Below are 20,251 nucleotides of genomic sequence, written 5' to 3' on the forward strand. Positions count from 1 at the left end.
TACAAGGGATTGGGTCCATTCCAAGGATACCGTTTAAGGTCTGACTTTGTACTAGAACAGCCATAAGCGGCGGTCGGGGGATGAACCGGTCGTGGTTTGGACGGAAGATGACGGCAACGCAAAAGGCCGCTTCCTGCGCGCTAGCGCGGGGAGCGGCTGTTTTACGGCGAAGGCAGCGCGTGAACTTTACGGTAGCGGGAAGGATTCATTCTGAAATATTTCGTAAACATGCGGCTGAAATACAAGCCGTTCTCGTAGCCGCACTGCCTGGCTATCCGATCGATCGAATAATTCGTCTGCACGAGCAGCGACTTCGCCTTCTCCATGCGGATCGCGTACAAGTACTTGGAGGGCGGCATGCCAAAAGCCGCTTGGAAGCGCCGCGTAAATTGAACCCCGCTGATGCCGATATACTCGATGATGTCCTGCATCTGCACGTCGCGAAACGCATGGCGCTCGATCAGCTCCTTCGCTTCTTTCATAAGCGGATCGCTGGCTGCGCCGCTGCCGAATTGCCCGAGCGCCTCCGCCTCCATGCAAAACAAGAGCCATAGATCGTACACGAAATGGCTCGCCCAGCGCAGATGATCCAGACGGCTCATTCGGCTCGCCCGGAGCAGGTGCCGATAGTCGTTGAAGATGCGATCCCGTTCCGGAGAGACGAGCTTGAAACCGAACAAACGGCGCAACTGCTCCACGAGCCGCTGCTCTTCGCCGTCCTCCACCCCCGCATAATAAAACTTGATATAGAAAAAAGACAAAGGCGAGATCGTTTCCCGGTAAAAATCGACGTAAGGCGGGCAGAGCACCATATCCCCGGAGCCGGCCTCTCCGTCTATCCCGTCCACCGTGAAACGAAACCGGCCCGCTTCGACGGCGATCATGATCCAGCATCGCTCCCGCTCATACGACTGCACGAAAGACTGCTTTTCCTTCCAGTAGCTGTTGCTGATCAGATTGATTGGATGAATAAGCATCGCCGGTCTCCCCTTTCCCTTGAGGTCGAAGTATGCGGCATGAACCGCGCAAGCCGCTTTGTCCTCCATCGTATCCCAGCCGCGGCTGCCGGACAAGGGGTCAAAACGCGGGCTGCAAAGGAAAATGAAAGAAAGGACGCTGACAAACGTCAACGTCCAAGCAAGGTTCCCCCGCCTACATGGCTCCGCACCTGCGCACAATGATGTTCCGGCTGTCCCGGCTGCCGCGAAAGAGACCGGACGCCGCCGTCAGGGAGGTAACCAACTGCCGCGAAATGCTTTACTTTTTCTGCTCCGCCTCGATAAATTTGTTGATCTGCTCCTCCGCTTCGCGCAGAGCGGTATTGATATCTGCTTTGCCCTGGTACACCGGAACAAGAGCGGCATTCGTAAAGATCGACTTCGCCTGACCGTCATAGGGTGTCGACGGAGCCGGCTTTGCAATCGCGTCCTGGAAAAAGGCGGCCAGGTTTTTCCCATCCATTCCTTTCAAATCTTTGGCATATTCCTTGCGAACGCTCTCCTCCTTCACAATCGGGATACGGCCCTGGCGCGCCATCAGCGTCTGCACTTCGTCAGACAGCAGGTAAGCGATTACCTGGAACGCCTCATCCTTGTGCGGGGTAGAAGGCGGAATGACATAAAACGGCGCGTTCATTTGCGAGCTTACGGCACTCATCCCCTCGAAGCGGGGCAGCGCGGCGAAATCGACGTTCAGTCCGGCATCCATGGCCGCCGGCAGCTCGGTCAAATAGTTCGGCCCGGTGCGCATCGCCACGGTCTGGTTTTTCAGGAAGTTGGCCTTCTCGTCGCCCGCCTGGGCGTTGCCGTCGATTTTGTAGAAAGATGTCATGACGTCCAGCCAGCGTTTCCAAGCATCATTGTTAACGGCCGCCTTGTTCGTCTTCGGATCGACGAAGCCTAGCGCCAACTGATCCTTATACACCAGATTCAGCGCGCTATACTGAAATCCTTTGTAAGAAACGCCGCCATCGGTTCTCGTCACCTTTTTGGCCAAGTCGAGCAGTTGCTCCCACGTCATGCCGTCCTGCGGGTAGGAAACACCGAACTTGTCGAATATCGTCTTGTTGTAATAAATCGCATTGTTGTTCAACTCGAACGGCATGAGCAGCAGTTCGCCTTTGTCGGAAAACGCTTTCGCAGCCTCGACCGCTCCGGGTACGAGACGGTTCAAATCGAATTTGTGCTGCTGAATAAGCGGCGTCAAGTCGCTGAGCAGACGAAGCGTTCTCAAATCCTGCACGCTGCCGAGCGAATAAGAGATCAAGTCTGGCGTCTGGCCGGCGTTCAGCACGTCGAAGATCGTCGTGCCTTTGCCATCCTTCGTCGTCCTAATCGTAATATGCGGAAATTTCTGGCGCACGAGCGTCTCGATCGTTTCCGCCAGCACCATCGAATTGCCGTGCGTAAAAAAGTTCAACGTCACCGGAGCGGGCGGCGCTCCTGCGCTTCCCTCCTTGCCGGCTTCGGCCGGCGGCGCGGAATTGCCGCATCCCGCCGTCGCCCACACGACGACCCCCGTCATCGCGATTAAGCCAATACGATGCCAACCCCTTTGAAACATACGTTATCATCCTCTCTCTTATAGGCAGTCTTACTCTCCATCCGGCAATGCACCCTGCTTCGTTAACGACTGCCGCACCTCTCGCGCCGGAATCGCGCGCGGCGTTACGCCGCTTCGCGCGCATAAAGCTGCCGCGGTGCCGGCCGCCTGACCGACAGCCATGGCGATCGGCTGTACGCGGATCGCGGAATGGGCCTCGTGAGTGGCGGATATCGGCCGGCCGCCGACGAGCAGATTATCGAGCTTCAGCGGGATCAGCGAGCGAAGCGGAATGTCGTACCATTCCCCCAGCTTCAAGCTTTGGATGACCGTTCCGCTGCCGGTCGGGTTATGAATGTCGACCGGATACGCCCCGCGGGCGATGCAGTCGTCGAACTTGCATGCCGCAAGCAGCTCCTCCGCCGTCAGCACATGCTCCCCGATCACCCTGCGCGATTCGCGGACGCCGATTTGCGGCGCTGTCGTTTGGAGGTAAGCGTTTTCAAATCCTTTGACGTCTTTTTGCAAAAAGCGAACGAGCTGCTGCACTTGACGTCTGCCCTCGATTTCCGCTTCGGTCAATTGCCACGGATCCGTCGCGTCCTTCAAAATGACCCGGGTCGTATTAAAATGCAAAACGTCCGGCTGGTTGGCATAAAACCACAGCACGTCCTCGCGCGGACAGTCTACCTCTCCCCGCTCCTTCGCGGCCAAGTAAAGGCGCGTTATTTCGTTTTTGTCCGGGATGCGCTGCAAATCGACATCGGCCATACGGAAATTAAGCGTCATCGGCTGGCAGTTGCTGTCCACTTCCCTGCCCTTCTCTACGACCGCACCGGCCATCGCGGCCAAATCCGCGTCTCCCGTCGCGTCCACGTACATCCGCGCGCTCATCTCCACGAGACCGGCCTTGTTGGCCAATTGCAGCGAACGGATCGTCCTGCCATCGTCGGACATGTGCACACCGGCCAGAAACGTATGGTACAACAAGGTTACCCCCGCCTCCAGACAAAGCCGTTCCGCTACCACTTTCAACGCTTCCGGATCGAAAGCGTTCGGGACAAGCCGATGCCCGTACATGCCCATCTCGGTCATTCCATCGATCAGCTCCTGCAGCACCCCGAATATAAGCTGCACCCCGCCTTTCCCCGCGCGGTAGGACATCCACGGATTGACCATCATCGCGGTCCCCGCACCGCCGAGAAAACCGTAACGCTCAACCAGCAGCGTTCTCGCTCCTTCGCGCGCCGAAGCGACGGCGGCAGCGATTCCGGCGGGGCCTCCCCCTGCTACGATTACATCAAAATCGGTACGTTCGCTCCCCATGCTTCCGCTCCCTATCCTGCTGTTTATGCATTTATTTATCGTTCCTTCTTCAGTATACACGGCAGAATGGGGATAAAACGATAGATGAATTTAATACAATATGCACTTTTTTTCAAAAGCGCTTGTATAAAAAGGACAAAAAGGAAGCAACCGGCTTCACGTCACCCAGACGTCAAGCGGCTGCTTCCCTTACTCGTGCGATAGCGCTTAGCCGATATGGGCAGTCGGCGTTTTGTTGAGCGGCTCGCCGTGGACCGGCAGCAGCAGCTCGATCGTCGTTCCTTTGTTCTCGCTGCTCTTGATCGTCATCGAGCCGTGATGCTGTTCCACAATGCGGTAGCTGATCATAAGCCCGAGTCCGGTTCCGTTCGATTTGGTCGTCAGAAACGGCTCCCCCAGCTTATTGGCGATGGTGTCCGGAATTCCCTCCCCTTGGTCCCTGATGCGAATGCGCAGCTGCTCGGAATTCGTCTGTTCCGCGGTTATGGTCACATTGCCCCCTTTCGGCATCGCTTCGATGGCGTTTTTGATCAGATTGATAAACACCTGCTTCAACTGGTTCTCGTCGCAATAAATGTCCGGCAGCGCCTTGTGCGCCTTCGAGATCAGAGCGACATTCATCATAATCGCCTGGTGGCTCAAAATCGAAATGACGTGCTCCAGCATCCCGTTCACGTTTCCGTAGCCGAACTGGGACAGCTGCGGCTTCGCCAGCGTCATGAAATCGTTAACGATCAGATTGATCCGCTCCAGCTCTGTCAGCATCGTGTCGAAGTAAAACGCGTCGTCCTTGCTTCGCGACTTCAGCAGCTGCGTGAACCCTTTAAGCGACGTCAGCGGGTTGCGTATTTCATGCGCCAGCCCGGCCGCCAACTGCCCCACGATCGACAGCTTCTCCGAGCGGATCAGCATCTCCTCGGCCTGCTTGCGGTCGGTCACGTCGCGCAGCACGCTCACCGTCACCGTCTTGCCCATATAATGATGAATCCGGATGCTGGACATCTCCGCCTCGATGGGCTCCCCGTCGGAGCAGACAATCTGAATTTCCTGGAATTGCGAAGGCTCGTCGGTCGTCAACACCTTGCGCAATATTTTTTTGACCGGCTTGTGGTGATCGGCTTGAATAAAATGAAACAGGCTTTTGCCTACAAGCTCGCCTTCTTCACCGGCGCGGAACAGCTTCATCGCGGATTTATTGGCATACAGCACCACGCCCTCGTCGCTGACGACGATCGGCTCCGGCAAAAACTTGATGAGCCGCTGGTATCGCTGGGCGCTTTCGCGCAGGGCCTCCTCGGCGTCGTTCTTGTAGGTCATGTCTTGGAACGTGCCGAGCAGCGACGGTTTTCCTTTATATTTCGTTGACGTCACGAGACCTTCCATATAAACGAGTGTGCCGTCCTTCTTCATCCCCCTTACCGAAAAAGGAAAAGCCGACAACCTCCCTTCCAAGGTCCGCGAAGCGATGCTCTGCAGCGCCGCCCAGTCCTCTGCAACGATAATCGTCTCCAGTCCCAGCCGCAGCGCTTCGTCATGCCCGTATCCGAATAGACGGCACAGATACGGGTTGGCGTACACGATTTTGTCTTCCTGGTATAGGTAGACGCCGGTCATAGCGTTCTCAACCAGGCATTCGTACAGCATCTCCGTCTCCAGCAGAGACGCCTCCGACGAGCGCCGCTGAGAAACATCCCGGAGCAGCAGCTGCATCGACGAGCTGCCGCGCGAAGCGAGCGGCACCACCTTCACTTCCACGTCGAGGCATGTATGATCCAGCCGCACGAGCTTCATCGGCATGACGTCCGACGACTGCTCCGAGCCGAGCAAATGCTCGATATACGCCGCCAGATCGACCGCATGCTCCGAACCGATAAAATCGAGGAAGCAGCGGCCGTTCACCTCCTGCATCGACTGCGCGCCCAGCAGACTGACGGCCGCCGGATTGGCGTAGTACACTTCGTAATCGTCCAGCCCGATAATCGGCTCCGGCGACAGCTCGACCAGCATGCGGTACCGTTCCTCGCTTTTCGCCAAATCTGTCTCTGCCCTTTTCTGCGCCGTTATATCCCTCTCCACGCCGATCAAGGCGATGACCCGCCCCAAGTCGTCCTTGATCGGCGACAGCGTCACGCTGGCGTGAAACCAGCTGCCGTCTTTTTTCAACTTCACGGTCTCGTAACCGTTTACATCGCGTCCTGCCGCAACTTCGCCGTACAGCTGACGGACCTCGTCGTGCATATGCGCGGGCGTCATCGGCAGCAGCATGCCGATCGCCTCTTCCCGGGTCCAGCCGTGCAGCGTCTCGAAAGCGCGGTTAACCTCCAGCACTTTTCCGTCCAAATCGACAACAACGATGCCATCGCTTGTATAAGTCATGAACGACTCCAGCAATGCCGCATGCATATGGCCGACATGTTCTAAAAAATTTGCCATTCTCTTGTCATCCCTCTTATAGTTCGGAATGTAGTGTATGGAGAAAACATTTTGACATAAAAATGAAAATCCCTGCCTGCCGAACGTTTTTTTTACTATTTTATTAAGTTCCCCTTCCCTTGGGATATGGTCCCGAAAACAAAGAAGACCCGCTTGCGCTGCAAGCGGGTCGTGCTGTGTCGGCCATCCGGCTGATATCGAAATAAAAAAGCTGACCTTATGGAGCCTAACGCGGACCTCGTCCCTACAGCGCGCGTAACCTGAACGGGCTTCAAGCCGGCCAGCCTGCCTCAGGCAGGCAACCGCTGGCCGTTAGCGTGCGGCCGCGTTCAACTGCGCCATCATCGCCTTATACGGCTCCGAGGCCTGCATCTCGGCTATATAGGCGTTCCACTGCTCCAACGTGATGCCGCCCATAATCGCCTTAATCTTCACCTGATTGAGCTTGCGGTTCATCTCGGTGTACTCCCCTTGAGCGCTCGCAGCGGAGACGGTCGAAGACAGGCTGCCGGCATAACTGACCTTGTCCCAAGAGGCAATAACCTTCTCGTAAACGGACCGGACTTGCGGCCGCAGCTTCTCAAACGAACCAGAGCCTCCGATGGCCGACTCTTTGCCGAATACGCTGTCCGCCACCACCAGATCGTCCTCCGTCACCCCGGGTACGGAGCTCCATTGGCCAGAGCGGGATTGCTCCAGACCGCGGTCGAGCCATTCCAGCAAACGCACCGCCTTGTCGGACGAAACGGTGCGGGGGATGATATACAGCCCGGCCCCTTCCTTGCTCCAAGGGGCGAACCGTTCCGTCGAACCTTCCCTTTGCAGCGCCGGCAGAGGGGTCCACTCCTGCAACTGGCCTGCGGCCGCACTCCCGTCCGTCGTGAGCTTGGCCGCCTCCTCCGGACGCATGGCCGCCATGCCGGTGCGCCCCTGGCTCAATCGGCCGTTCAACTGCTCTTTGCTTATGATCGCAAATTCCTTGTCAATCAGCCCGTCCTTGTAGGCGTTGGCCAGCCATTGCAGCGCTTTCCATTCGCCGCTGCCGGCCACGGTATCGATCACCCGACCGTTCTCCACGACAAACCGGTCGGGTGAGCCGGTAAAAGACTGTTCGACCCATTGCAGCGTTCCAAGGTCGTAATCGCTGACGGTGCCGCTCAAACCGATCGTATTGTCCCGGCCGTCGCCGTCAGGATCGTATTTCACGAAACGAACCAACGTTTGGTACAACTCGTCCATCGTTTCCGGCGTTTTCAGTCCCAGCTTGTCGAGCCAGTCCTGGCGTAAAGCCGGAAACGGCGCGTCATGCACATTGCCCAGCCGCGGAATGCCGTAAATACGTCCGCCAATCGTGCGTACGGATGGCGACTCTCCTTCCGCCAACGCCTTCAGCCGTGGAAACCGGCCGAGCAGATCGGTCAGATCGCTGGCCACGCTTATAAACAGCTCTTCCCCCAGCAGATACGGCTGGGCAAGCAGCATCAGATCGGCCGGAGCACCGGCGGCGATCATCGTATGCGCTTTTGGCGTGTAGTTCTCGGGCGGGATCAAGATGAGACTGGGATCGGCCTTCCATTCCGTCTTCATATAAGCGGCTAGCCGTTCCGAGAGTTGGACGTTCCCATAATCCGCCCGGGTAGCGACGGTGAAGCGAAGCGGCGCATTCGGGTCCTGTACTGTCGCCGTCCTATTCTCCTCCGTCCAGCTGACCTTGAGACCGTGCGCCTCGGACGGAGCCCGCAGCGGTATCCAGAGCGAGCCTGCCTCCAAATAAGGCGGCTCGGGGAGCGCAATCATCTTCCCGTCGCCGGTATCCAGAGTCGCCTCTCCGGCATGCAGCGTCCATGTTCCGCCGCTTGGGCGGACCGCGCGCAGCTCGCCCGGACGCGACTCTCCTTCAGCTAGGCGAAAACCGTAGCTCTCCAGCAGAGCACGTCCAGGCGCCATCATCGTGCCGTTGACCAGCTTGACCGGGATGGGCTGAACGTTCATATCCCGAAACACCGCTCTCGGTTCCAGGTCGAAGCCCTCGACAGGCAGCGCCGGACGTCCGTCGGTCCATGGCCATACAGCCTCATCGGCTGTTTTGGAAGCCGTCTCCGCGAAGCTGTCGGCTTTGACATCGGCCGCAGCCGCGGATACGGCCATCGTCCAAGAGGAGGCGAGCAGCAGCGAGACCGGCAATAGCCGACGCAGCACGCGTCCCTCCCGCTTTGCGACATCCAGCGAATTCGCCGGGCCGGTTTTCCGTTTTGCCTGCTGGGTATGCACCGTTTTTTTCGTCAATCGTGTTCCGCCTCTCCCGTCCGTATAGACATTGACACTCGTCCCCGCTGGTACGGGAAGGATGACCTGCCTTTTTGCATACCGCTTGGTATATATACTATGTAGACGATACAGCAAGGAAAAAGTTTCCCAAATACGTCGACCAAATGGGACTGAATGCCAAAACAAATGTTGGCTGGGCCTTCTATCCAAACGCCTACCTGCTTCTAGTGCGGTTGCCTACGTCGACAGCTGCTTTCGTGCGAATCTCGGCCGCTATGCTATAATGGAAAGGTATACTTCGAGTTCGGGGGGCTTTAGAGTTGAAAATCCATATCATTGCCGGCATTATCATCGGTTATTTCAATGCGTCGTTGTCGATTGTATTCGTCGCGGCCGTCTTGTGGGGGATCGTCTTCTGCTCGTTCATGCTGCGTTCGTATAAAGGCCGCAAGGAGCAATATTTGAACAAGCTTAAGGAGGCCGGCAAAGAAAAGCAGTTCGGGCTTAGCCCGCGCATCGCCTTCTATGTCAATGAGTTCGTCAGCGCGACCGGGCTTTCGTATCTGATCGGCATGGTCGCTTATGCCATGAAGTCGTCCCTGCAATAAGAAAACGTCTATCCGGGCTTCACGTCGTTCCGATGACGACGCAACCGAAACAAGCCGCGCATCCTTCGCAAAGGGTGCGCGGCTTTCGTTGTCGTGCTGAATCGAGACCGCTTCCGCCGGCGCGTCAGCAGCCCTCCAGAACGACCATCGCATGCAGGCCGACCTCGGGAACGATGAGCGAGACGCCGTCTCCCTCCTCTACCAGCGCGAGCGGCTGACGGTCCGGAGCCAAATAAGCCGACTGCGGCTTGGCGCGGATTTTGACCCGGATATTAAATACCGGCCATATTTCTTCAATAAATGTTTTCGAGCCGCCGGCTTTCTCCTCGCGCACCTGTACAAGATGGACGATCAGCCGCGTTCCTTGGCGCATCAAATTGACTTCAATCCCAATCGGCGCTTCGACCTCAAGCAGCGGTTCCGGACGAAGCAGCTTGAGACAATCCATATAAATGCGGCGAAGCCAAGGAGAGCCTGTGCGCCAAAACGATGCTTCGACCGGCGCGGCTATGTAGACGCAAGCCCCTTTGCCGAATGGATGTACCGTTATCGCCGGATCGTCCGTCCGGATCGCCGGATGCGCATGCTGGTGATACACGTGACGGTACGTCTTCGACTCCATCGCGGGCTCCATGAAGGCGGACACCGCTCGCGCTTCCGCGGCAAGGCGTACGCGCAAAACCGGCGCGCTCACCCCTTTGACGAGCACGGGCATATCGGGAACGTCGGCAAAATGCTCGCCGGCAAAGTCGGCCAAATAAGCAACGCTGTACCGGGACGTATCGTCGAAATCGACACCAAACACGTCGGCCAGGCCGAAGTTTGCTTTGCGAATCCCGTCTTCACCGTACAAAGACGTCCGTTGGCTCGCGATCAGCAAGCCGCCTCCGTGTACGAACCCGCGTACGGCTTCTTCGACCTCCGGCGTGACATAGGCTTGATCCGGCATGATTAGCACCGAATAGCCGCCCAGCTTCTTCGGCAAGTTTTGCCCCGATAGGACGTCGAAATGAATATTGCCTTCGATCAGCATCCGGTTCGCGCCGTTCATCGCATCGTCGACATGGTTCGGAAGCGATGTCGACTCGATCATCCGCCTGTTCTCGACGCCGTACAGCACCGCCACGTCGGGAACGCTCTCCGCGTGTAGCAGCCACTCCTCCCGCTCGCGGACAAACTCGTTCGCTTCCTTCATCGCCCCCACGACCGGCGGCGGCAGCGCCCCTTTGAGCGCTCCGGACGGAATCGGCACATGTCCGAAGCTGATCGAGCCTCCTCCCGCAATAGCGATGGCTGCAGCCGTTTTCAAGGTGGCCGCAGGAGCCATCGTCCATTCCCCCCAGCTCCCCATCTCGCTCGGCATCATCAGCTCGAACGGCTTGCCGGTCGTCCTTTTCCACTTGGCCAGCAAGCTCCCGTACAAGTAAATGGGCGGGTGGAACTCGGAAGTCAAGTAATCGGCAAGCGTATCCGGCTCGACATGAGCAAAGGCCAAGTCTCCCGCATGATTCCAGCCGATCTCCAGCCCCGGGGCAATCCGCTTTAACCGACCGGTGATGAAACGCAGAAAATCGGCGCGTATGTCTTTCTGGAACTGCTGCCACCGCCGCAGCTCCACGCTCCCCGGTTGGGGCGATGGCGGAGGCGTCTGCCCGTATTTCTCCACATACCATTTCTTGCAATATTCACAATGGCAGGAGGACGGCCATACGTAAGTAATATCGAAGAAAAAACCGTCAACCTCGTACCTCTCGGCAATTTCTGCCAGCTGTGCGGCTACATAATCCCGATACGGGGAATTGAGACAAAGCATATCGTAGTAGCCGAACGCATTCGTCACCGCATTGCCGTCCTTGTCCCGCTGCCGGTAATCCGGGTTGGCATTCGCGACGAAGCTGTTCAGCCCGACGTTATAGTAAGCGATGAGACGGATGCCATATTTTCGCGCTTCCCGTACCGCTTCTTCAAGAAGGTCCGTCCGGAGCTTCGAGTTCTTGTGTCCGATGCTTGTATCGTAGTAGGACGTTCCGAACGCATCCTTGGTCATGAAGGTGAGCGTCTGCATGCCAGCCTCCGCCATTTCCCGCATATAGCGCGGGACATCGAAGGAGATTTCCGGCACCGCCTCCCCGATATGGAAATCCAGTAACCCTCTACGTAACGTATTGCGGTATAAAGTCATCGTTATCTCTCCATCCTTCCTCTTTTTCAACACGGCCAGTCCTGATGGGGGATTTCTCCCCCGCCCTTTACTTCTGCTTCAATTTCTCGTCTGCTACTGCTTTGTCCGCCGCTTCTGCCGCCGTACGCATCGCCGTATTCAGATCCACGGCTCCCGTGACGATTTCCGGCAGCTGCTTCGTCAGCGCTCCCTCCACCATAATTTGGTATTTTGTTTTGGGAGCCATTGGAGCCGGTTGATTCAGAAACAGCGACTTCCAGTTTTTGTCCTTGAACTGGGATTCTTGCGCGAACGCTTTTTTTACCGAATCGTCATTAATGACCGGCATAATGCCTTGTTTCGAGAACAGCATCTGCGCTTCCGTCGACGTAAGATATTTGATCACCTCCATCGCGGCATCTTTATTTGTCGAGATCGAGGCAACCCCGAACACGAACGGAATCATTTGCGAGCCGAGGCCAGGCTTCTCCTTGAACGTAGGCAGCGAGACGAGATCCCACTGTATTTTCTCTACGTCCTTCGGAACGGCGAATGGAAACTGCGAATGAAAGGCAAACATCGCCAGCTCCTGGGAGTTTGTCAGCTCCAATCGGTACGGCAGCGCTTTCAAAGCGGCAACCCGGCTTTTATAAGCGGGATCTTCTCCAGGCGCAACATATAAAGTATCGAACAGCTTCTTCCAGCCGTCATCCTGATAAGTCGCCTTTTCTGTCTTCGGATCCAGATACGGTAGAGAAAACTGATTGGCGCCGAGCATGTTTGCCGGAGAGGAGGCAAAGCCGAGATATTGCTTGTCTCCGTCTTTACGTGTCAGCTTTTTGGCTATATCCAGCGTTTCATCCCAAGTCATTCCGTCTTTCGGATAAGATACGCCGAACTGGTCGAATATTCCTTTATTGTAATACAGCACTTGCACCGTATTGGTGACCGGCAATGCAGTCAGCTTGCCGCCGTTCGAATTCCGGATCCCGTCTACGAGTGTTGGCATGAATGCGCTCAAATCCACATTGTGCTTTTTGGCCAGATCGGTCATATCGTATTGAAGTTGGGACGCTTCCACCATCGTCGGATAGTAGGAGACGGACTGGTACAGAACGTCGACCGGCTGCTTTTGCGCCAGCAATTCGGGCAATGTCTGGCCCGGCTTGCTCTGGACGAATTTGATTTTGTAATTCGGAAATTTTTTCTTTAGCATGTTTCCATAAAGCCCGTTAAACGTATCCTCCGTATCCGACGTACTCGTGTGAAAGACGAGTTCCACCGGTTCGCTTGGCTTGACCGCTTCTTGGGCGGAGCTCCCCCCTGCGGCCTTTCCCGATTGATCCTCCTTTCCCGTTCCGTCCGTTCCGCTTTCCGTTCCTCCGCACGCCGCCAATGCAACGAATGACATCGCACAAAACAGCGACAACATCTTCCTTGCCATCTATACATCCCCCGATCATTCGCATCCTTATTGATTGTTCCTGTACCAATCGTTAACCTCATTCGTAATGTCATCCCCGCCAGCCGCCTTCCACTGCTCCACAAACCGGTCGAAATCCGCGACAGGCATAAGGCCCAGTACGATTTTCGTAAACGTTTCCGCTTCCAGTTTTCCAAGCTCGGAGCTTTTACGCTGTAAATTCGGCAGCGGAATGGAAGTGAACTGTTCACGCTTGTACAAATTATTGCGCCGGTAATAGTCTGCAATGGACAGCGTCCCGCCTTTGTTGAACATATAATTCCACATCCAGCCGTCAACCGCTCCGCCGGTAACATAGCTTTCGATCCGCTGCAAGACGCCTTTGTCTTCCGGGGTCAGCTTCGACCGGTCTTTCTTATCAATCGCTTCAATGATCCGCAAGCTCTCCTCGACGTTTTTGTATTCCTTCGTTACGGCGATTGCGTTCATTTTCCATACCGGATTGTTATCCTTCGATTGGTTGTATTTGTAATACAGATCGTCCGACTTGTTGTCATAGAACGTCTCCACCCAAAAGTCGAGCAGACGGAATATCGCCTCCGGATGCTGCACTTCTTTGTTGACGACCCAATACCCGCTGCCGGGAACCACTTGCGGCAGCGCTCTGCTTCCGTCAACCGAAGGAAGCGGAACCGCTTTCCATTCCATTGAAGGATTCCGTTTTTTCGCCTGCTGCAGCGGAAACGATCCGGCGAACGGAGAACTGTAAAACATCCCGATTTTGCCGCCAGCGATCGATTCGTACACCTTGGATTCGTCCTTCATACCGAAATCGGGGTCGATTTGTCCGGCTGCATATAAATCCCGCAAGCCGCTGAGCGCCTGTTTCATTTCAGGCTGGACCGAGCTGTACGCCAGCTTGCTGCCGGACCCGATCCATATGCCCCGGTAGGCGTGAAAGCCGTTGAGAAAGCCGTTGGCCAATGTAAAATTTTGATCCACGGCAAGTCCGAACGTATCATGCATCCCATTGCCGTCCGGGTCCTGCGTCGTGAAAGCACGGCTCATATTCAGCACATCGGAAAGGGTGTCCGGCATGGACAAATTCAGCTTCTCCAGCCAGTCGGAGCGCACGTGCAGCACGGCCGCGTTTTCCGTCATCATGCTCATAGAGGGGATCGCCATCAGCTTGCCGTTAACCGTCGCCGATACGAACGGATCCTTGCCCCTTTCCTCCAATAGTTTCTTCACCTTGTCCGATGCGCTGGCAGCGTATACGGCGCTCAAATCGGCGATCAACCCGCTGTCGATCAGTTGGCGTAATTGCGTACCGTTCACCCGGAAGAAATCCGGAATGTCTCCCGACGCGATCAGCAAGTCCAGCTTGCGGTTGTATTGAACGGAGTCTTCGGTCCACAGCATCTTAACACGAATGCCGAGTTCCCGTTCATAAGCGCGAATCCACTCGTTGTCACCATATGAATCTCCTGCGTCGAAACGCACACCCGGCTCGTTCGTGCGAATCGTCGTCAGCGTAATAGGAGCGTCGTAACGGTCCTTGCCAAGCGCAGCTATTTCGATAGCGGCGCCTGAACGAGCCGGCCGTTCAGCCCGCATGGATTGATTTTCGCCGGTTGAACCGTTGCTTGGTTCAATAGCTGCCGTCTCAACGATCCGCTGGCACCCGCTCAGCGCTGTTACCATTAACAATACGATCAACCTGATCACGGTACCGACTGCCATTCGGCTTCCCCCTCTTTGTCTTATCGCCTCCCCGAAATTGTTAGCCGGCAATTGCAGATTAGCTCATGCCCGCTGCATTCGGAAGCGGCAAGTTCTCACGTTTCATGCGCGGATTCATAAATTGCCGTACAAATATAAATTACGGAATAATTAATGACTTTTGGCAACAAAACAGTTTCGCACTTTACATGCATTATATATAATATGTAATATGTTGAAAACGTTTTTTTGGAGGGATCTTATGACGCCGTTCTGGAATGTACGCCGGAACAGCTTTTTTACGAAGCTGCTGCTCGCTTTTCTAATCGTCGGAACCGTCCCGTTCCTGTTCCATATGTTTGCCTTCCGTTTCTTTATCGGAAATATTCGTGCGGAAATTGTAAAAAACACCGATTTGCGCATGAATTACACCGTATCCAATTACGAAGATCATTTCCGCAAACTGGAGGAAGCGGTCGCCCCTCTTCTCAATAATCCGAATGTAGGCACCGTCGTCGCCAATTCCGCCGATAAATTCGTTTATTTCTCGGCCGTCAACAAACTTAGGGACGAATTAGCTCTTCTTTCCTCCTCAGCCAACCATTTGTATGTACAAAATGTATTCGTCTCCTTTCAAAACCAGCCGTTTGTCATCGACAAAACCGGGCTAGTGTCCGTGCAAAACATGTTCACGCGGGATTACGTCCACCCGATGTACGAGGAGCGCTTCTGGACGGATCCATTCACGGGACCGGATCGGTACCGCATTTATCCGGCCGTGCATTTCAAGAAGGAGCAATTGGACGGATCCATAGCGGAGACCGGCCTATATATCCCGGTCCTGTTCAAGCATAAAATCAATCATTCGTTCTATATCGGCGCATTTCTCGATGCCGAAGCCGTATTTCGCAGCTACTCGTTGTCGGGAAACGACCTGTTCCAGATCATTGACCGCGATGGTACGTTACTATACAGCTCCAATCCGAATGAACTGACCGGCGTTGCAGCCCATATTCCCGTTTCGCGATCCGGTGCGGGCAGCTTCTTCTCTGACAATGGCAACTACGTATTTGAACATGCCGGTCAAGCATCCGGCCTTACATACCTCAACATCGTGCCGAACGAAAATATTGCCGGGCAAATATCCCGTTTAAATATCGTCCTCTATTCGCTGCTGGTACTGTCCGTCCTATCCAGCATTATTCTCTCGATCATTTTGAGCTTCAAGTTCAAGCAGCCGATCCAGAAGCTAGTCCACTCGCTCCAAAGGATGAATCCGAACTTCCAGCTGCGCAGCAAAATCGCCGAATTCAAGCTTATCGGCGATCGTCTCCAGCATATGATCGTCTCGACCGATTCGATACGCGAAGATTTGCAGCGCAAAACGAAGATGCTGGAGAAATACGGCTATTTGGACCTTGTTAAACGGATTAACGTCAATCATAAGGACGTCCATTCTTTGGTCGATACGTCCAGACCGTTCTTCTTCGTCCTGATTCAAATCGAGCGCACCCGTCGATTTCGCGAGCTGGACATCGACGAGCAAGGATTGACGACCTATATCGTCGAGTTTATAAATTTGACGATGCAGCAGCAATTCCCCGGTTCGGTAACGGCGCAGAGCGACAAAGACATCTTATTCAGCATCGTCTTCGCCAAGCCGGAGGACAGCGTTAAATGGCACGAACTGCTGGACCGAATGAAGCCGGTGTTCGACCGGGACAGCGGCTTTTATTATTTAACCGTAGCGGCGAATCCGACATTGCGCGGCGCAAGCGAATTTACTGCTGCGTACGAGGATGGCATGGAGCTGCTGCACCAGCGTCGGTTAAACGGCGAAACCCAGATCATTACGCAATCAAGTCCGGGCCTCCACGATATTCACTTCAGCCCGGCTGAGGAGCGGGAATTCGATTCCCATCTGCAAACCGGCAGCTCGGCAGGCGCCATTGAACTGATCAGGCGGATCATCGCCCGGGTGGAGCGCAACGGAGGCACCGCTTGGGCATACCGGCAATTGGCCCAGGTTATCGTTTCAAAGCTGCTAATGGCGCTAGCCGCACAAAAGATCGATGCCGGCGAATGGAAAGGAGAGCGTCCTCTTTACGAGCAGGCCAAACAAATCGCGACTGCGGAAGAGTACATAGAATGTGTACAATCATGGATTATACGGGCTGCGGAGCTGATTGCGGCCAAATCCAGCGAGAAAGATCCGATTCTCGATTATGTGCGCAGCTATGTGGAGAAGCACTACGGGGAGGACATCCAGCAGGAGACGGTGGCAGGCAAGCTGAACATATCTAGCGGCTATATGTGCAGCTACATTAAAAGCCGTTGCGGCGAGACGTTTACCGACTTGCTGAATGAAGTGCGGGTAAGCAAGGCGAAGCAGTTTTTGGAAGGGACCGATTGCAAAATCCACGAGGTCGCCTCGCGGGTCGGCTACCAGAACGCCAATTCGTTCACCCGCATGTTCCGTAAGCTAACCGGCTTGACGCCGCTCGAATACCGGCGAGAAAAGCGTATGGCGGAGGGATAGGCCCAGGAAAAGTAGTTCCCATAAAGAAGCTAGCGGAGGCGGTATCATAGCGATAAAACCCCGGCGCCGCAATCGGCACCGGGGTTTTGTCACTCTGCAATCTTACAACCACAAGCTGTCCGCATCCAGCGGCATCGGCTCGGGCGATGCGCATTTGCTTTGCATGACGTAGTGGCTTGCCTGGTCCGAGGCGTCGTGGAAGCCGTGCATCGCTTCGAGCACATGGTACGCGAGGTCGCCGCTGGCCCGATGCGGCCGGTTCTCGGCGATCGCCAGCGCCATGTCGAGGGCGCCGACGCTGCGGCTGTTTTCCGCGAAGCCGTGCGTCAGCGGGATTTCGCCCCACTCCTTCGAGCCCTTGCGGCGGAACCTCACAGGGCCACCGAACGTGTTCGGGTCGGGCACGCTGAGCGAGCCTTCGCTTCCGTATATTTCAATGCGCGGCAAGTCTGCCCCGCCCATGATGTCAAAGCTCGTGATGATCGTGCCGATCGCGCCGGAATCGAATTCCAGCAAGCCGGCGACGTGCGTCGGGATGTCCACTTGGATCATTTCGCCGTATTTGGCTTGGCTCGTAATGCGCCGTTCGGGGAAGCTCTTCTTCGTCATGCCGGCGATCCGGTTGATAGGTCCGAGCATGGCGACGAGCGCCGTCAAATAGTAAGGTCCCATATCGAACATCGGTCCGCCGCCTTGTTTGTAGAAGAAAACCGGGTCCGGATGCCAGCCCTCGGGACCGCGCGCCATCATGAAGGCGGTTGCCGCGAGCGGCTCGCCGATCCAGCCGTCCCGAATGAGCTTGATGCTCGTCTGGATGCCGCCGCCGAGGAACGTATCCGGGGCACAGCCGACGAGCAAGTTTTTCTCTTTGGCCAGCTCCAAGGTTTTGCGGCCGTCTTCCCGCGTCACGGCAAGCGGCTTCTCCACATACACGTGCTTGCCGGCATGCAGCGCCCGCTGGCAAATCTCCGCATGGGCTGCCGGAATCGTCAGGTTGATCACCATCTCGACGTCCGGATCGGCCAGCAGCTCTTCTACGGAGCAAGCCTTCGGCACGCCGAATTCCTCGGCGCGCGCTTGCGCCCGGGATACGTCGATATCCGCGCAGGCGACCACTTCGAGTCCCCGGTACAGCTTGCAGTTTTTGAAATAGATGGCGCTAATATTGCCGCAGCCGATAATGCCCACTTTGACCTTATTCATAAGAAGCAGGTCCCCTCCACTTTTATAGTTGACTATCCGCCATTCCGGTGTACGTTTGCTTCGAGCCGGCATTTTCAGAAGCACGCGCCGCCTCCGCAGCGCGCCGCTTGCCGTCTGCCGCCCAAAGGAAGCCTCGCCGCATCAGCAGCTCGACCTCCGGCATGGCCACAATATCCGCCTTATGCCCGAGCGAGCAGTAATAGACGCGGCCGACGCCCCATCGCTTCGTCCAGACAACTGGCATATCGACCGCCTTGTTAAGCGAATGCGGGCCGGGCGCAACGGGAAAGCGGGTCGATGCCAGCACCTCGACGGCCGGATCGACGTGCAAGTAATATTGCTCGCTCCTGACGGTAAAATCCGTCAGCCCGTCCACGATCGGACTTGAGCTGTTGGCGATGTTCACCGTGTACTCGACCCCGTCGTTGCCCGGATGGGCCACCCACTGGCCGCCGGTCATGAATTGCCAGTCAACGTTCGTGCGGAACGCGTCGCACATGCCGCCGTGGCAGCCGGCCAAGCCGACTCCCGCCTGAACGGCGGAGGAGACATGCTTCGCCCACTCCTGCTCGATCTGTCCCATCGTCCATACCGGCACGATCAGATCAAGCGCTTTCAGCCGCTCCGCGTCGGCGAACGCTTCCAACGTATCCGATACGTCCACCGCAAAGCCTTCGCTTTCCAGAATGCCGCGGAACAGCCCCGCGACCTGCTCCGGCTCATGTCCGAGCCAGCCGCCCCACACGATCAGCGCCCGTTTGTCCATAGGTGCCGCCCCCCTCACATTTCATCGATGGAGACCCATCGCTTTTCGGCGATCGAACGTTCCACCGCTTCCAATACCGCCTGGCAAAGCACACCGTCGTGGAAATTCGGCACCGGCTGTCGGTTTTCCTGCAACGATTTCAATAATTCGACAATTTCGTGAATAAACGTATGCTCGTAGCCGATCGTATGCCCCGGGGGCCACCAAGCCTCCGCGTAAGCATGGGCCGGATCGGTGGCGAGCACCCGGCGAAACCCTTGGACGTCGGCATCGTCGCCGGTAAAATACACCTGAAGCTCGTTCATCCGCTCGAAATCGAATTTCACGCTGCCCAAGCTGCCGTTAATTTCGAACGCGTTCGTGCAGCGGTGTCCGCCGGCGAAGCGCGTCGCCTCGAAGCTGCCCAGCGCGCCGCTCTCAAAGCGGGCCAGGAATAAGGTCGCGTCGTCCACCGTCACCGGTCCGGTCGCCCCGTCGGCGCTGCCGTGCGCGCTCAAGCCGGTCATGGAGCTCGGCAGCGGCCGTTCCTTGACGAACGTCTCGCTCATGCCGACGACCTCCTTCAGCTCGCCGACGAGAAAGCGCGCCAGATCGATCAGATGCGCCCCCAGGTCGCCATGAGCGCCGGAGCCCGCCACCTTTTTGTCCAGACGCCAGACGAGCGGAAACGCCGGGTCCATGATCCAGTCCTGCAGGAAGACGGCGCGAAAATGATGGATACGCCCGAGCCGCCCTTCGGCGATCAGCTTTCGGGCCAATTGCACTGCAGGCGCGAACCGGTAGTTGAAGCCGATCATATGCTTCACCCCGGCCGCCTCCGCCGCCTCCAGCATGTCTCTGGAATCGGCCAGCGTCAGCGCGAGCGGCTTCTCGCAAAACAGATGCTTCCCCGCCCGAGCCGCCGCGAGGGCGATTTCCTTGTGCGCGTCGCTCGGGGCGTTAATGTCCACCAGATCGATATCGTCGCGGGCGACGAGTTCCCGCCAGTCGGTAACCGCCTCCGCCCAGCCGAACTGCGCCGCCGCTCGGCCGACTCCCTCCGCGCTGCGGCCGCAGATCGCCTGCATGACCGGGACCGGCGCATCCGGAAAAAACATCGGGATATCCCGGTAGGCGTGACTGTGCGCCTTCCCCATAAATTTGTAGCCCACCATGCCCACTCGTACGGCATTCATCGTTATGACCTCCCGGGACTTTTCGAGAGAAAAGTCAGCTTCGTGAACCGTGCCCTCCGGGTCATCGGGAAAAGAAGGGCTTCTTC

General features: G+C 56.5%; 13 protein-coding genes. 2 read left to right on the forward strand and 11 right to left on the reverse strand.

Annotated elements, in window-relative coordinates; genetic code table 11:
• Positions 1–161 precede the first annotated feature (161 nt).
• The 5 genes from ABD796_RS20180 to ABD796_RS20200 all read right to left on the reverse strand — a co-directional run bounded on the left by ABD796_RS20180 (position 162) and on the right by ABD796_RS20200 (position 8,586).
• A complete protein-coding gene (locus ABD796_RS20180) occupies positions 162–977 on the reverse strand; it encodes a helix-turn-helix domain-containing protein (protein ID WP_344911015.1) in 816 nt (271 codons plus the stop codon).
• A 280-nt stretch (positions 978–1,257) separates the two neighbouring features.
• Positions 1,258–2,562 carry an ABC transporter substrate-binding protein gene (locus ABD796_RS20185; RefSeq protein ID WP_344911017.1) on the reverse strand — a complete coding sequence of 435 codons (1,305 nt, stop codon included), beginning with the start codon at positions 2,560–2,562 and terminating at the stop codon, positions 1,258–1,260.
• 30 nt (positions 2,563–2,592) lie between these two features.
• Positions 2,593–3,867 (reverse strand): FAD-dependent oxidoreductase, encoded by a 1,275-nt coding sequence (locus ABD796_RS20190; RefSeq protein ID WP_344911020.1) that lies wholly within the window; start codon positions 3,865–3,867, stop codon positions 2,593–2,595.
• A gap of 207 nt (positions 3,868–4,074) precedes the next feature.
• Complete coding sequence (locus ABD796_RS20195; RefSeq protein ID WP_344911024.1) at positions 4,075–6,300, reverse strand: PAS domain S-box protein; 2,226 nt, start codon at positions 6,298–6,300, stop codon at positions 4,075–4,077.
• A gap of 312 nt (positions 6,301–6,612) precedes the next feature.
• Positions 6,613–8,586 carry a stalk domain-containing protein gene (locus ABD796_RS20200; RefSeq protein ID WP_344911029.1) on the reverse strand — a complete coding sequence of 658 codons (1,974 nt, stop codon included), beginning with the start codon at positions 8,584–8,586 and terminating at the stop codon, positions 6,613–6,615.
• Between the two features lie 302 nt (positions 8,587–8,888).
• Here ABD796_RS20200 and ABD796_RS20205 point away from each other — a divergent pair, with 302 nt between their 5' ends.
• The gene (locus ABD796_RS20205) at positions 8,889–9,176 is read left to right on the forward strand and encodes a hypothetical protein (protein ID WP_344911032.1); all 288 of its coding nucleotides are present in this window, start codon (positions 8,889–8,891) and stop codon (positions 9,174–9,176) included.
• Between the two features lie 124 nt (positions 9,177–9,300).
• On the opposite strand, the gene ABD796_RS20210 is transcribed toward ABD796_RS20205, so the two are convergent.
• The 3 genes from ABD796_RS20210 to ABD796_RS20220 form a co-directional block, all read right to left on the reverse strand.
• The gene (locus tag ABD796_RS20210) at positions 9,301–11,358 is read right to left on the reverse strand and encodes a beta-galactosidase trimerization domain-containing protein (RefSeq protein ID WP_344911037.1); all 2,058 of its coding nucleotides are present in this window, start codon (positions 11,356–11,358) and stop codon (positions 9,301–9,303) included.
• 67 nt (positions 11,359–11,425) lie between these two features.
• On the reverse strand, positions 11,426–12,781 hold the full coding sequence (locus ABD796_RS20215) for an ABC transporter substrate-binding protein (protein WP_344911040.1): 1,356 nt from the start codon (positions 12,779–12,781) through the stop codon (positions 11,426–11,428).
• Between the two features lie 27 nt (positions 12,782–12,808).
• On the reverse strand, positions 12,809–14,503 hold the full coding sequence (locus ABD796_RS20220; protein WP_344911043.1) for an extracellular solute-binding protein: 1,695 nt from the start codon (positions 14,501–14,503) through the stop codon (positions 12,809–12,811).
• Positions 14,504–14,744: 241 nt separating this feature from the next.
• On the opposite strand from ABD796_RS20220, the gene ABD796_RS20225 reads away from it, so the two are divergent.
• Positions 14,745–17,021 carry a helix-turn-helix domain-containing protein gene (locus tag ABD796_RS20225; RefSeq protein ID WP_344911046.1) on the forward strand — a complete coding sequence of 759 codons (2,277 nt, stop codon included), beginning with the start codon at positions 14,745–14,747 and terminating at the stop codon, positions 17,019–17,021.
• A gap of 102 nt (positions 17,022–17,123) precedes the next feature.
• Here the strand turns inward: ABD796_RS20225 and ABD796_RS20230 are convergent, their stop codons facing one another.
• The 3 genes from ABD796_RS20230 to ABD796_RS20240 are packed head-to-tail and all read right to left on the reverse strand — an operon-like array spanning position 17,124 to position 20,165.
• Positions 17,124–18,224, reverse strand: a complete 1,101-nt coding sequence (locus ABD796_RS20230; RefSeq protein WP_344911048.1) for a Gfo/Idh/MocA family protein — start codon at positions 18,222–18,224, stop codon at positions 17,124–17,126.
• 22 nt (positions 18,225–18,246) lie between these two features.
• Positions 18,247–18,990 carry a ThuA domain-containing protein gene (locus tag ABD796_RS20235; RefSeq protein WP_344911050.1) on the reverse strand — a complete coding sequence of 248 codons (744 nt, stop codon included), beginning with the start codon at positions 18,988–18,990 and terminating at the stop codon, positions 18,247–18,249.
• A 14-nt stretch (positions 18,991–19,004) separates the two neighbouring features.
• Positions 19,005–20,165 carry a Gfo/Idh/MocA family protein gene (locus ABD796_RS20240; RefSeq protein WP_344911052.1) on the reverse strand — a complete coding sequence of 387 codons (1,161 nt, stop codon included), beginning with the start codon at positions 20,163–20,165 and terminating at the stop codon, positions 19,005–19,007.
• Positions 20,166–20,251 lie beyond the last annotated feature (86 nt).

This window comes from Paenibacillus hodogayensis (assembly GCF_039536325.1).
GTDB classification, from domain to species: Bacteria; Bacillota; Bacilli; order Paenibacillales; family NBRC-103111; genus Paenibacillus_AB; species Paenibacillus_AB hodogayensis.

Excerpts from the sequence above, each read along its gene's own strand:
- ABD796_RS20240 (WP_344911052.1), bottom strand. The coding sequence starts at position 20,165 with ATGAATGCCGTACGAGTGGGCATGGTGGGCTACAAATTTATGGGGAAG.
- ABD796_RS20210 (WP_344911037.1), bottom strand. The coding sequence starts at position 11,358 with ATGACTTTATACCGCAATACGTTACGTAGAGGGTTACTGGATTTCCAT.
- ABD796_RS20190 (WP_344911020.1), bottom strand. The coding sequence starts at position 3,867 with ATGGGGAGCGAACGTACCGATTTTGATGTAATCGTAGCAGGGGGAGGC.
- ABD796_RS20230 (WP_344911048.1), bottom strand. The coding sequence starts at position 18,224 with ATGAATAAGGTCAAAGTGGGCATTATCGGCTGCGGCAATATTAGCGCC.
- ABD796_RS20180 (WP_344911015.1), bottom strand. The coding sequence starts at position 977 with ATGCTTATTCATCCAATCAATCTGATCAGCAACAGCTACTGGAAGGAA.
- ABD796_RS20195 (WP_344911024.1), bottom strand. The coding sequence starts at position 6,300 with ATGGCAAATTTTTTAGAACATGTCGGCCATATGCATGCGGCATTGCTG.
- ABD796_RS20215 (WP_344911040.1), bottom strand. The coding sequence starts at position 12,781 with ATGGCAAGGAAGATGTTGTCGCTGTTTTGTGCGATGTCATTCGTTGCA.
- ABD796_RS20220 (WP_344911043.1), bottom strand. The coding sequence starts at position 14,503 with ATGGCAGTCGGTACCGTGATCAGGTTGATCGTATTGTTAATGGTAACA.
- ABD796_RS20185 (WP_344911017.1), bottom strand. The coding sequence starts at position 2,562 with ATGTTTCAAAGGGGTTGGCATCGTATTGGCTTAATCGCGATGACGGGG.
- ABD796_RS20225 (WP_344911046.1), top strand. The coding sequence starts at position 14,745 with ATGACGCCGTTCTGGAATGTACGCCGGAACAGCTTTTTTACGAAGCTG.
- ABD796_RS20235 (WP_344911050.1), bottom strand. The coding sequence starts at position 18,990 with ATGGACAAACGGGCGCTGATCGTGTGGGGCGGCTGGCTCGGACATGAG.